General features: G+C 71.3%; 9 protein-coding genes and 1 pseudogene. 6 read left to right on the top strand and 4 right to left on the bottom strand.

Annotated features, from left to right (window positions below; translation table 11 throughout):
* Positions 1–10 precede the first annotated feature (10 nt).
* Both mltG and ACP4J0_RS13540 read right to left on the bottom strand, forming a co-directional pair.
* Complete coding sequence (mltG, locus tag ACP4J0_RS13545; RefSeq protein WP_426598900.1) at positions 11–880, bottom strand: endolytic transglycosylase MltG; 870 nt, start codon at positions 878–880, stop codon at positions 11–13.
* Between the two features lie 43 nt (positions 881–923).
* A complete protein-coding gene (locus ACP4J0_RS13540; protein ID WP_426598899.1) occupies positions 924–2,726 on the bottom strand; it encodes an ABC transporter ATP-binding protein in 1,803 nt (600 codons plus the stop codon).
* A gap of 130 nt (positions 2,727–2,856) precedes the next feature.
* Here ACP4J0_RS13540 and ACP4J0_RS13535 point away from each other — a divergent pair, with 130 nt between their 5' ends.
* Positions 2,857–3,318 (top strand): MarR family winged helix-turn-helix transcriptional regulator, encoded by a 462-nt coding sequence (locus tag ACP4J0_RS13535; RefSeq protein ID WP_426598898.1) that lies wholly within the window; start codon positions 2,857–2,859, stop codon positions 3,316–3,318.
* 144 nt (positions 3,319–3,462) lie between these two features.
* On the opposite strand, the pseudogene ACP4J0_RS13530 reads toward ACP4J0_RS13535, so the two are convergent.
* Positions 3,463–3,665 (bottom strand): annotated as a pseudogene (locus ACP4J0_RS13530) (hypothetical protein); the annotation flags it as partial.
* 215 nt (positions 3,666–3,880) lie between these two features.
* Between ACP4J0_RS13530 and ACP4J0_RS13525 the strand changes: the two are divergent.
* From ACP4J0_RS13525 to ACP4J0_RS13510, 4 genes are all read left to right on the top strand, one after another.
* Entirely contained in the window at positions 3,881–5,728 is a 1,848-nt protein-coding gene (locus tag ACP4J0_RS13525) for an ABC transporter ATP-binding protein (RefSeq protein WP_426598897.1), read from the top strand.
* A complete protein-coding gene (locus ACP4J0_RS13520) occupies positions 5,725–7,506 on the top strand; it encodes an ABC transporter ATP-binding protein (RefSeq protein ID WP_426598896.1) in 1,782 nt (593 codons plus the stop codon). Before ACP4J0_RS13525 ends, ACP4J0_RS13520 begins: the two co-directional genes overlap by 4 nt.
* 642 nt (positions 7,507–8,148) lie before the next feature.
* The gene (locus tag ACP4J0_RS13515; RefSeq protein WP_426598895.1) at positions 8,149–8,619 is read left to right on the top strand and encodes a DUF5709 domain-containing protein; all 471 of its coding nucleotides are present in this window, start codon (positions 8,149–8,151) and stop codon (positions 8,617–8,619) included.
* A 63-nt stretch (positions 8,620–8,682) separates the two neighbouring features.
* Complete coding sequence (locus tag ACP4J0_RS13510) at positions 8,683–8,955, top strand: type B 50S ribosomal protein L31 (protein WP_426598894.1); 273 nt, start codon at positions 8,683–8,685, stop codon at positions 8,953–8,955.
* Positions 8,956–8,978: 23 nt separating this feature from the next.
* On the opposite strand, the gene ACP4J0_RS13505 is transcribed toward ACP4J0_RS13510, so the two are convergent.
* Complete coding sequence (locus ACP4J0_RS13505) at positions 8,979–9,773, bottom strand: metal-dependent hydrolase (RefSeq protein ID WP_426598893.1); 795 nt, start codon at positions 9,771–9,773, stop codon at positions 8,979–8,981.
* A 145-nt stretch (positions 9,774–9,918) separates the two neighbouring features.
* On the opposite strand from ACP4J0_RS13505, the gene ACP4J0_RS13500 reads away from it, so the two are divergent.
* A complete protein-coding gene (locus tag ACP4J0_RS13500; protein ID WP_426598892.1) occupies positions 9,919–12,432 on the top strand; it encodes a DEAD/DEAH box helicase in 2,514 nt (837 codons plus the stop codon).
* Positions 12,433–12,438: the final 6 nt, after the last annotated feature.

Raw genomic sequence — 12,438 nt, 5'->3', positions numbered from 1 at the left:
CGCCGGCCGGTCACCGCGTCTCGGCGGGCTCCTTCGAGGCGCTCTGCCGGATGCGGTTGAACTCGGCGACGTTGCGCTGGTGTTCGGCGTAGTCGGCGGTGAAGCGGGTGTCGCCCGGCTTGACCGTGACGAAGTACAGCCAGTCGCCGGGGGTCGGCGTGATCGCGGCGCGGATCGCCTCGTCGCCCGGATTGTCGATGGGCGTGGGAGGCAGGCCCATGCGCTGGTACGAGTTGTAGGGGCTGTCGATCCTGGTGTCCTCGGTGGTGGTCTTCAGGGTGGAGCGGCGCAGGGCGTAGTTGATGGTGGAGTCCATCTGGAGCGGCATGCCGCGTTCCAGCCGGTTGAAGATCACCCGGGCGACCTTCCCCATGTCCTCCTCGGTGGCGGCCTCGGCCTGCACGATGCTGGCGATGGTGACCGCCTGATAGACGTTCAGCGCGTTGCGCTGGGCGCCCGCGGCGATCGGGGCGCCGTTGAACCGCTCGTTCGCCGTGTCGACCATGGCCGTCAGCAGTTTCTCGGGCGTCGGGTTGTCGCCGAGCGGATAGGTCGCCGGGAAGAGATAGCCCTCCGGGTTTCCCTCGGCGTCGTTGGGCAGCTCGAGGTTGGCCTTGGCCAGGGACTTCTTGGTCGTGCCGGGGGCCAGAGCAAGGGTCTTGTCGACGGCCTCGTAGACCTGGGTCGCGCGCCAGCCCTCCGGGATCACCAGGGAGGTGGGGCGGGAGTCGCCCTCCTCGTCCGTCACCAGCAACGGCACCGCCACCGCGGTACCGGCCACGACGGCGCCGGTCACGATCAGGGCGATACGGCCCCGGCGCGTCAGTCGGATCGTTCTCCCGGTGCCTCTCGTGCTCCGTCTCGGAGTGTTCGTCTGCATGCGGGCACGGTAACCCCCGTTTGCACGCAAACCCGGCATATCGTCATCTTGTCGGCTCCAGTCGGGCGTCCCGGCGGACCAGGGCCGCGTACCGCCCGTTCCGCTCCAGGAGCTCCTCGTGCCGGCCCTCTTCCGCCAGGCGCCCGGAGTCGAGGACCACGATCCGGTCGGCGCCCCGGACGGTGGACAGGCGGTGCGCGATGGTGATCGTGGTGCGGTCGGCGGACAGGGCGTCGATGGCGGCCTGCACAGCGGCCTCGGTACGGGTGTCCAGGGCGCTGGTCGCCTCGTCGAGGACGAGGACGGGCGGGTCGCGCAGGATGGTGCGGGCGATGGCCAGGCGCTGCTTCTCCCCGCCGGAGAAACGGTGCCCGCGCTCGCCGACCACCGTGTCGTAGCCGTCGGGCAGGGCGGCGATGTGGTCGTGGATCTGCGCCGCCCGCGCCGCCGCCTCCAGCTCCGCGTCGGTGGCGTCCGGCTTGGCGAAGCGCAGGTTCTCGGCGACCGAGGCGTGGAAGAGGTACGTCTCCTGCGAGACGACGCCGACCGCGCGCGCGAGGGTGTCGAAGTCGAGGTCGCGCACGTCGACCCCGTCGAGGGTGACCCGGCCGGCCGTCACGTCGTACAGCCGCGGCACCAGGTGGCCCAGTGTGGACTTGCCGGCGCCGGTCGGGCCGACGACGGCGAGGCTGCTGCCCGCGGGGACGGTGATGTCGATGCCGTCGAGGACGGGGCCGCTCTTGCCGTCGTAGCGGAACTCGACGCCCTCGAAGCGGACCTCGCCCTTGATGCGGTCGAGGCGGACGGGGTCGGCGCGCTCAGTGATGTCGATCGGCAGGTCCAGGTACTCGAAGATGCGCTGGAAGAGCGCGAGCGAGGTCTGGATCTGGACGCCGGTCGACAGCAGGCTCACGGTCGGGCGGAACAGTCCCTGCTGGAGCGAGACGAAGGCGACGATGGTGCCGAGGGAGACATCCGGGCCGCCCAGCTGGAGGGCGATGCCCGCGGTCCAGTAGATGACGGCCGGCATGGCGGCCATGACGATCGTGATGACGGCCATCCGCCAGCGGCCCGCCATGTTCGACTTCACCTCGAGGCCGACCAGGCTCTCGGACTCGTCGGCGAAGGCGCGGGTGAGCGAGTCGGAGCGGCCCATGGTGCGGCCGAGCAGGATGCCGCTGACGGAGAGCGACTCGGTGACCGTGGCGGCCATCGCGGCCATCTGCTTCTGGCGCCGCGTGGTGATCTTCCTGCGTTCCCTGCCGACGCGACGGCTGATCCACACGAAGACGGGAAGGAGGAGCAGCGAGACGACGGTCAGGCGCCAGTCGAGGACGACCATGGCGGCGATCGTGGCGACCACGCTGGTGAGGTTGGAGACCAGGGAGGTCGCCGTGGAGGTCACGGTGGCCTGCATGCCGCCGATGTCGTTGGCGATGCGGGACTGGACCTCGCCGGTGCGGGTGCGGGTGAAGAAGGCGAGGGACATCTGCTGCAGCCGGCCGTAGACGGCGGTGCGCAGGTCGTGCATGACGCGCTGGCCCACGGTCGTGGAGATCAGCGTCTGCAGCACACCGAAGACGCTGGTGAGGACGGCGCCGAGGATCATGCCGAGGGCGAGCAGGCTCAGCAGGCCCGTGCGCCCCTCGGGGATCGCGACGTCGAGGATCTCCTTCAGCAGGAAGGGCGTGGCGACCGACACCAGCGACGCCGCGCCGACCAGCAGCCCGACGATCATCAGGCGGCCGCGGTAGGGACGGAACAGCTTCAGGATGCGGCGCACCTGCCGGGGCTGTTCCCTGGCGTCGGCGGGTGCGGTCCAGGTGGATTCGCGACCGGGGTGCATGGGCTCCTTCGGAAGACGGCGGGAGGGAGGCCGACGCGGCCTGCCGCCGGGCAGACGTGCGCGGATCTCACGGATCATAAGTCATTGTTACCTATACTCACAATGAACATCATCCTGATATTGTTCCCCCATGACCGCCCCCGATCCCGACGGCCTGCTCGCGGAGCAGCTGCTGCGGCTCACCCGCCGCGTGCACCGCATCCAGAAGCGCCATCTCGAGCACCGCGACCTCGGCATCACACCGGCCCAGTCCCGGCTGCTGCGCACCCTGGCGCACTACGGCTCGCCGCCCCGTATGGCCGATCTGGCCGAGCGCCTGGAGGTCGTGCCGCGGGCGGTGACGACGCTGGTCGACGGACTGGAGGCGGCCGGGATGGTGCGCCGCGTACCGGACCCGGCCAATCGCCGGGTGATCCGGATCGAGCTCACCGCCGCAGGGCACGCGGCCCTGCGGGAACTGCACGGCGCACGCCGGTGCGCCGCGGAGGAGATCCTGGCCCCGCTGACGGACGAGCAGCGCGCGGTGCTCGGCGGCCTCCTGGACACGCTGATCGACGGGCCCGACCTCGGGCGGGGCCGACGGACGGCGTGACCGGCGGACGGCGTGACCGGCGGACGGCGTGACCGGCGGACGGCGTGACCGGCGGACGGCGTGACCGGCGGCTCGCGGTCACGCCATTCAGACACGTGGCCAAGCCTTGAGGTGGTGTCAGGCCTCGGGATGCGCCCATCGCCGGCTTGCGCAGGCCGACGTACCGCCGCCGTGGTCCATATGCAGCCAGATGCCACCGCCCTCGGCTACGTCCTCCGGGCGGGTCGGGTCATGCGGCGAGGTGCCCTTGACCCGGTTGTGGTCGATGGCGATGACGTGGTCGAAGTCGTGCCAGTACTGCCTGGGCCACCACCGCGGCGCGCCGCGAAGGCGGCGGACCGGGTGTACGCCGCCCACCTGCCGCTCCGCATCGGTCCGCGTTCGCACACGCACCGCACCGCACCGCACCGGCGCGGCAGGTGGGTGGCGGAGGCAGCCGGATTCGTACCCCACCGCGGAAAACCGCTTGATTTTGGGCATGCCGCGACGCGAACCTTTCACGGTTTGCAGCCTCTTGATGCCGTCGTGAACGGCACCCCCTGACACGAGCCACTGGGATGCCATGCAGATCCGAGACCTTCCGTTTCCCGACCCGGGCGTGCCGGACGCACGTTCGGGTCCCCGATTCCTGTGGTGGCTGTTCCGGAACCAGCTGGGCGGACAGCTCAAGTCGCTGGCCTGGGGCCTGCTGCACTTCGCCTCCGTCTCCGCCCTGCCGTTCTGCGTCGGTCTCGCCATCCAGGCCGTGGTCGACCGCTCCGGCACCCGGCTCGCCCTCGCCGGCGGGGTCATGGTGCTGTGCTGCGTCGGCAACGCGGTCGGCGACACCTTCCTGCACCGCAGCGCCATCACCAACTGGATCACCGCCGCGGCCCGCGTCCAGCAGCTGCTGGCCCGCAAGACCGCGGTGCTGGGCTCGGCACTGACCCGTCGCGTCGCGGCCGGCGAGGTCGTGGCCGTCTCCACCGGCGACGTCGAGAAGATCGGCTGGTTCGTGGAGGCCGTCTCCCGCTTCACCGCGGCCGCGCTGACCATCGTGCTGGTCTGCGTGGCCCTGCTCGTCTACGAGCCGGCGCTCGGCGTCGTCGTGATCCTGGGCCTGCCGGTGCTGGCCCTCGCGGTACTGCCCCTCCTCCCCCGGGCCACCCGTCGGGCCGACGTGCAGCGCGAGAAGGCCGGCCGCGCCACCGAACTCGCCTCGGACACCGTCGCGGGACTGCGCGTGCTCCGCGGCATCGGCGGCGAGGAGCTCTTCCTCGACCGCTACCGCAGCGCCTCCCAGGAGGTACGCCACGCGGCCGTGCGCAGCGCCCGGATGTGGTCACTGATCTCCGGGATCCAGGTGCTGCTGCCGGGGCTGCTGCTGGTCGCGGTGGTCTGGCACGGCGTCCATCTGGCCCGCGAGGGCAGCATCGGCGTCGGCGAACTGGTCACCGTCTACAGCTCCGTCATGATCCTCACCTATCCGCTGCGGCACTTCGAGGAGATCGCCATGGCGTACTCCTTCTCCCGGCCCTCGGCCAAACGGGCCGCACGGGTCCTGGCGCTGGAGCGGGCCACCGACACCGCGGGGTCGCGTCCCGCCGAGGTCCCGGCCGGGGACCTGTACGACCCGACCACCGGTCTCCTCGCGCCGAAGGGCCGGCTCACCGCCGTGGTGTGCGGCGACCCCGACGCGGCCGGCCGGCTGGCGGAACGGCTCGGCGGACACCCCTCGGAGGAGGGCACGTCGGCCCTGCTGGGCGGGGTTCCGCTGGACGAGCTGCCACTGAAGTCCGCTCGCACCGCCGTGCTGGTGCAGGACAAGGACCCGGTGCTGCTCTCCGGCACGCTGCGTGAACTGCTCGACGTACCCGCGTCCGGCACCGTCGGCGCCGAGGACGCGCTGGCCGCCGCCCAGTGCGGGGACGTACTGGCGGCACTCGCGCAGGGATCACTCGGCGCCGACGACCCGATGGACGCCCGCATCACCGAGCGGGGCCGCTCGCTGTCGGGCGGCCAGCGCCAGCGGCTCGCGCTGGCCCGGTCCCTGATCACGGACCCGGAGGCGCTCGTCCTGGACGAACCGACCTCCGCCGTGGACTCGCACACCGAGGCACGGATCGCGGAGGGCGTGCGGACGCTGCGGGCGGGACGCACCACGGTGGTGTTCACCTCGTCGCCGCTGCTGCTGGACCGCGCGGACCGGATCGTGTTCCTGCACGACGGCGAGGTCGCCGCGGTCGGCGCCCACCGGGACCTGCTGCACACCGAGCCCCGGTACCGGGCGGTGGTGACCCGCGAGACCGACGAGGAGACAGCGTCGGACCGGGACGCGACCGCCGGGGACAAGCCGGCGAAGGCCCTGGACGACGACGTCCTCGGCGACGACGTACTGCACCGACTGGAAGAGATCGAGGAGACGGCATGATCGGCGTCGCGCCACCGTCGTACGACCCGGCGGCCCCGACGACGGCGAGCACCCTGCCTGTCGGCGCGCCCGCGACCGTACGCGCGTACGCGGGAGAACTGCTGCGCCGGCACCGCCGCGCGTTCCTCTTCCTCGTCACCGTCAACACCGTCGCCGTGATCGCCTCGATGGCGGGGCCCTATCTGCTGGGCGGGCTCGTGGAACGGGTGTCGGACGACGCCCGCGAACCGAACCTCGGTCTCACGGTCACGTTCTTCGTGATCGCCCTCGCCGTGCAGGCCGTGTTCGTGCGGGAGGTGCGGCTGCGCGGGGCCATGCTCGGCGAGCGGATGCTGGCCGATCTGCGTGAGGACTTCCTCGTGCGGTCGGTCGGGCTGCCGCCGGGCGTGCTGGAGCGGGCCGGCACGGGTGATCTGCTCTCCCGGATCACCACGGACATCGACCGGCTCGCCAACGCCATGCGCGAGGCCGTGCCGCAGCTGGCGATCGGCGTCGTGTGGGTGGTCCTGCTGCTGGGCGGGCTGGTGGTCACGGCGCCCGAGCTGGCACCGGCTGTGCTCATCGCGGTGCCGCTGCTCGTCATCGGCTGCCGCTGGTACTTCCGGCGGGCGCCCTCCGCATACCGTTCGGAGGCCGCCGGGTACGCCGCCGTGGCCGCCGCGCTCGCCGAGACCGTGGACGCCGGGCGTACCGTCGAGTCCCACCGTCTGGACGCCCGCCGCATCGAGCTGTCGGAGCGCCGGATCAAGGAGTGGACCGCCTGGGAGCGCTACACGCTGTGGCTGCGGTCGGTGCTCTTCCCGGTCGTCAACGTCACCCATGTGACGGTGCTCGCCTCCGTCCTGCTGATCGGTGGTGTGTTCGTCCTGCAGGGCTGGATCGGGGTCGGTCAGCTGACCACGGCGGCTCTGATCGCGCAGATGCTCGTCGACCCGGTGGGCATCATCCTGCGCTGGTACGACGAGCTCCAGGTGGCCCAGGTGTCCCTGGCCCGGCTGGTGGGCGTGCGGGACATCGAGCCGGACGCCGGTGACTCGTCCCTGGCGCCCGACGGACGGCACGTGCACGCCGACCGTGTGCGTTTCGGCTACGTCGAGGGCGTGGACGTCCTGCGCAAGGTGTCGCTGGAGGTCGCTCCCGGCACGAGACTCGCCCTGGTCGGGCCCTCGGGCGCCGGCAAATCCACACTGGGCAGACTGCTGGCCGGCATCTACGGTCCCCGCGACGGCCGGATCACGCTGGGCGGCGCGGAACTGTCCCGGATGTCCGCCGAAGCGGTCCGCTCGCACGTCGCCCTCGTCAACCAGGAGCACCACGTCTTCGTGGGCTCCCTGCGCGACAACCTCCGCCTCGCCCGGACCGGCGCCACCGACGCCGAGCTGTGGGCGGCGCTGGGCGCGGTCGACGCGGCCGACTGGGCCCGCGCCCTCGACGAGGGACTCGACACCGAGGTCGGCTCGGGCGGTTTCGCGCTCACTCCGGCACAGGCCCAGCAGATCGCGCTGGCCCGCCTGGTGCTGGCCGACCCGCACACCCTGGTGCTGGACGAGGCGACGTCCCTGCTCGACCCCCGGGCCGCTCGCCATCTCGAACGGTCCCTGGCCAGGGTCCTGGACGGCCGCACAGTCGTCGCGATCGCCCACCGCCTGCACACCGCCCACGACGCGGATGTCATCGCCGTCGTCGAGAACGGCCGGATCAGCGAACTGGGCAGCCACGACGAGCTGGTCGCGGCGGACGGCGCGTATGCCGCGCTGTGGCGGTCCTGGCACGGGTAGCACGCTCCGCTCGGCAACCGCCCGGGCGGGGCGATACGCCCGGCCCCGGCGGTTGCCCGCGATGGCCGGCTGCGGTTGCGGTGCCGATGCGGACGTGACGGGGCGGCTGGGCGCGGTGTGGGCGGTGTGGGCGGCGGGCGCCGTGAAGGGCGGCTGGTACTCACTCAGGCCCCCCGGTGTTCGGCCGGACCCAGCCCATCGGCTTTCGGCGGAGTCGGCCGGTGTTCGTCCGGAGCCGACCGGAGGCCGAGTCGACCGGAGGCCCGAGTCGACCCGAAGCCCGAGTCGACCCGAAGCCCGAGTCGGCCGGTGTCGACCGGACGGGGCCGACCGGACGGGGCCGACGGAAAGGGCCGACCAGAAAGGGTCGACCGGACGGGGTCGGTGCTCGGCAGGTTCCGGCCCCTGGTCCGGCCGGTGCAGGGCCACTGGCCGGCCCGGGGGCCGGGGCGTCGGGTGCCCGGTCGGCGGCCGTGCCGTTGCGGGGTCCCGAACGGGAGTGGAAGGGTGGAAGGAGGCACCGGCTCGGAGCAGGCCCTGGACGAGTGCGGTACTGCGACGGGTGGCGCCTGTGCCCCGTGCAGCGGCGGCCGCCGTGGTCCACGGAGAGAACGGGCCCGCCCCACCCCCCTGGAGGTACCCGTGAACAGCGCCGACGGATGGGGAGATGACGTCTACCAGCCCGACGGATCCGAGCAGAGGGAAGACACCGGGCTGCTCGACGGCGAGGACACCCTCGAGTACGACGGTGTCGACGATCCCCTCGACCGGGGCTGGTCCCCGCCCGAGCGCCCTTGGGCGGTGGAGCACACCGGTGTGACTGCCGCCGAGCGCCGTCAGGGCGAGACACTGGAGCAGCGGCTCGCCGAGGAGCGGCCGGACGTGCTCGCACCCGATGGCGACGGACTGGGCGACTCGGACGGCACCGACGGCGAACTGCTGGACAACGAGGTCGGCACGGACCGTTCCGGTCGGCTCGTGGCGCCCGACGAGGGAGCACACGAGGACGAGGAGCCCGCGCTGGTCGCCATGGACGTGGGCATCGACGGCGCGGCTGCCTCCGCCGAGGAGGCCGCGATGCACGTCGTCGACGAGGACTCCCTGCCCGGCTGACACCACCCGCGGCGGCGCTTCCGCGTCGTCGCCCCGATGATCCGCGCCGCACGAGGAGCAGCCATGCAGCAGGACAAGCATCCCGAGTACCGGCCCGTCGTCTTCCGTGACCGCGGCGCCGGGTACGCCTTCCTCACCCGGTCCACCGCGACCAGCGATCAGACCATCGCGTGGGACGACGGCGAGACCTACCCGGTCGTGGACGTGGAGATCTCCTCCGAAAGCCACCCCTTCTACACGGGCAAGGCGCGGACGGTTGACTCGGAGGGGCGTGTCGCCCGCTTCGAACGGCGCTACGGCGCAGGCGAGGGGCAGGGCGCCGACGGGACCGGCTGACCTGGCCGGATGCCCCGCGTCCCTCAGATGAAGTTGAGGGCCGCCGCGCCGCCCACTCCCCCGAGCAGCATGAACGCCGGCATCAGCACCTTCAGCTCCACCCAGCTGCCCGCCCGGAACCGCATGGCCTTCGGCGGGCCGATGGGGTACCAGCGCTTGCGGCCGATCGGTATCGGCCAGAGCACGGGGCAGCCCGAGACGGTCAGCGCGTCCCCGATGTCGTGCACCAGCGCGCCGAGCACGATCGGCAGCCCCAGCCACAGGTACTCCTGGCCCGGCGCGGTGAACAGCCAGTCCGCGCCACCGTCGGGTTTGTCCAGTATCCCGGCGAGGATCCACGCGCTGGTCGCGGCCAGCAGCCAGACCAGCACATCGCTGCTGGAGCCGCGAGTCGCCCGCCAGAGCAGGCCCTCGATGGCCAGCACCATGTGCACGAAGAGAATCGCCAGGACCGCCCAGCGGCCACCCGTGATGGCCAGAACCGACGTGCCCCCGCCGATGAGGACCGCCCACAGCCAGGTGTGCGTCAGCGTGCGGTGCCCGCCGGAGCGGCGCGGGTCGCCCTGCTTCTTCGTCGCCTTGTAGACGGCGTACGACAGCTTGTCGACGATCTCGCACAGGCCCCGTGAGACCGGTCCGAAGGCCCGGGAGATGGTGGCCGCCTTGTGGTCGAGATCCGGAGCGAGCGCCGCGCCGGCGCAGATCAGGGCTCCGGCGAGCAGCACCGGCCAGGGCATCGGATGCCCTGCGGCGGCGGTCGCCGCCCCGACCCCGAGCCACGCCGCGGCGCCCGACAGTGAGTGCGCTGGTCCCATCATCGCCGTTGCCCGCCCCATTCCTCGTGTACCACTGTGCAGTTGTCCGGGTCCACCGATGTCTCGTCGGCGACCCAGCGTAGCGTTCGTGATCTTCATGCGGACAGCCGATTCCCCCATCACGACTCGGGGCAGGCAAGATGGGGGCGTGACCCTCATCGACCAGCTGCCGCGGACCGCCGACCCCGATGCCCTGTACGAAGCCTTCGAGGCGTGGGCCCAGGAGCGCGGTCTCACGCTCTACCCCCACCAGGAGGAGGCGCTGATCGAGGCGGTCTCCGGCGCGAACGTGATCGTGTCGACGCCCACCGGCTCCGGCAAGAGCATGATCGCGGCAGGCGCCCACTTCGCCGCCCTGGCCCGGGACGAGGTCACCTTCTACACGGCCCCGATCAAGGCGCTGGTGTCGGAGAAGTTCTTCGAGCTGTGCAAGATCTTCGGCACCGAGAACGTCGGCATGCTGACCGGCGACGCCTCCGTGAACGCCGACGCCCCCGTCATCTGCTGCACCGCCGAGGTCCTGGCGTCCATCGCTCTGCGTGACGGCAAGCACGCGGATGTCGGCCAGGTCGTCATGGACGAGTTCCATTTCTACGCGGAACCGGACCGCGGCTGGGCCTGGCAGATTCCCCTGCTGGAGCTGCCGCAGGCCCAGTTCGTCCTGATGTCGGCCACGCTCGGTGACGTCTCCTTCTTCGAGAAGGACCTCGCGCGCCGCACGGGCCGTCCCACGGCGGTGGTCCGCTCGGCCACGCGGCCCGTGCCGCTCTCCTACGAGTACCGCTACACGCCGCTCACCGAGACCCTCACCGATCTGCTGGCGGCCCGGCAGGCTCCCGTCTACATCGTGCACTTCACACAGGCGCAGGCCGTGGAAAGGGCACAGGCGCTGATGAGCATCAACATGTGCACGCGTGAGGAGAAGGAGCGGATCGCCGAGCTGATCGGCAACTTCCGCTTCACCACGAAGTTCGGCCGCAACCTTTCCCGCTATGTCCGGCACGGCATCGGTGTCCACCACGCCGGCATGCTGCCCAAGTACCGGCGGTTGGTGGAGAAGCTCGCGCAGGCCGGCCTGCTGAAGGTGATCTGCGGAACGGACACGCTCGGCGTGGGCGTCAACGTCCCCATTCGTACCGTGCTGTTCACGGCGTTGACCAAGTACGACGGCACCCGGGTGCGGACGCTGCGGGCCCGGGAGTTCCACCAGATCGCCGGCCGGGCCGGGCGCGCCGGGTTCGACACGGAGGGCTTCGTCGTCGCCCAGGCGCCCGAGCACGTCGTCGAGAACGAGAAGGCGCTCGCCAAGGCCGGTGACGACCCGAAGAAGCGGCGCAAGGTCGTCCGCAAGAAGGCTCCCGAGGGCTTCGTGGCGTGGTCGGAGAGCACGTTCGACAAGCTCATCACCTCCGATCCGGAACCGCTGACGTCCCGCTTCCGCGTCACCCACACCATGCTGCTGTCGGTAATCGCCCGGCCCGGCGACGCCTTCGCGGCGATGCGGCACCTGCTGGAGGACAACCACGAGCCGCGCAAGCAGCAGCTCAGGCACATCCGTCGGGCGATCGCCATCTACCGCTCGCTGCTGGACGGCGGCATCGTCGAGAAACTCGATCAGCCGGACGCCGAGGGACGCGTCGTCCGTCTCACGGTGGACCTGCAGCAGGACTTCGCGCTGAACCAGCCGCTCTCCACGTTCGCCCTGGCCGCCTTCGAGCTGCTGGACCCGGAGTCGCCGTCGTACGCGCTGGACATGGTGTCCGTCGTCGAGTCCACGCTGGACGACCCGCGGCAGATCCTCGCCGCCCAGCAGAACAAGGCGCGCGGTGAGGCCGTGGCCGCGATGAAGGCGGACGGCGTCGAGTACGAGGAGCGCATGGAGCGCCTCCAGGACATCACGTACCCGAAACCGCTGGAGGAACTGCTCTTCCACGCCTACGACACCTACCGCAGGAGCCACCCCTGGGTCGGTGACCATCCGCTGTCGCCGAAGTCCGTCATCAGGGACATGTACGAGCGGGCGCTGACCTTCACCGAGCTGGTCTCCCACTACGAACTGGCCCGTACCGAGGGCATCGTGCTGCGCTACCTCGCGAGCGCCTACAAGGCCCTCGACCACACGGTGCCGGACGATCTGAAGTCCGACGACCTGCAGGACCTGATCGAGTGGCTCGGCGAGATGGTGCGCCAGGTCGACTCCAGCCTGCTGGACGAGTGGGAGCAGCTCGCCAACCCGGAGGAGATGACCGCCGAGGAGGCGCAGGAGAAGGCCGACCAGGTGCGGCCGGTCACCGCCAACGCGCGCGCCTTCCGTGTCCTCGTCCGCAACGCCATGTTCCGCCGTGTCGAGCTGGCGGCCCTCGACCAGGTCGAGGCGCTGGGCGAGATGGATTCCGACGCCGGCTGGGACGCCGACGCGTGGGGCGAGGCCATGGACAAGTACTGGGACGAGTACGACGACCTCGGCACCGGCCCCGACGCCCGCGGTCCCAAGCTGCTGGTCATCGAGGAGGAGCCGCGAAACGGCCTGTGGCGTGTGCGGCAGATCTTCGACGACCCGAACGACGACCACGACTGGGGCATCAGCGCGGAGGTCGACCTCACGGCCTCCGACGCCGAGGGCCGGGCGGTCGTCCGCGTCACCGATGTCGGCCAGCTGTGAACACAG

This window comes from Streptomyces sp. WG7, assembly GCF_049975785.1.
In the GTDB taxonomy this organism is placed as follows: Bacteria; Actinomycetota; Actinomycetes; order Streptomycetales; family Streptomycetaceae; genus Streptomyces.
The sequence above is the reverse complement of the archived record's forward strand: the minus strand, read 5'-3'. Positions and strand labels throughout refer to the sequence as shown.

What these genes read in the sequence shown, in the direction of transcription:
- mltG (WP_426598900.1), bottom strand. Translation starts at nt 880, where the DNA reads ATGCAGACGAACACTCCGAGACGGAGCACGAGAGGCACCGGGAGAACG.
- ACP4J0_RS13540 (WP_426598899.1), bottom strand. Translation starts at nt 2,726, where the DNA reads ATGCACCCCGGTCGCGAATCCACCTGGACCGCACCCGCCGACGCCAGG.
- ACP4J0_RS13535 (WP_426598898.1), top strand. Translation starts at nt 2,857, where the DNA reads ATGACCGCCCCCGATCCCGACGGCCTGCTCGCGGAGCAGCTGCTGCGG.
- ACP4J0_RS13525 (WP_426598897.1), top strand. Translation starts at nt 3,881, where the DNA reads ATGCAGATCCGAGACCTTCCGTTTCCCGACCCGGGCGTGCCGGACGCA.
- ACP4J0_RS13520 (WP_426598896.1), top strand. Translation starts at nt 5,725, where the DNA reads ATGATCGGCGTCGCGCCACCGTCGTACGACCCGGCGGCCCCGACGACG.
- ACP4J0_RS13510 (WP_426598894.1), top strand. Translation starts at nt 8,683, where the DNA reads ATGCAGCAGGACAAGCATCCCGAGTACCGGCCCGTCGTCTTCCGTGAC.
- ACP4J0_RS13505 (WP_426598893.1), bottom strand. Translation starts at nt 9,773, where the DNA reads ATGATGGGACCAGCGCACTCACTGTCGGGCGCCGCGGCGTGGCTCGGG.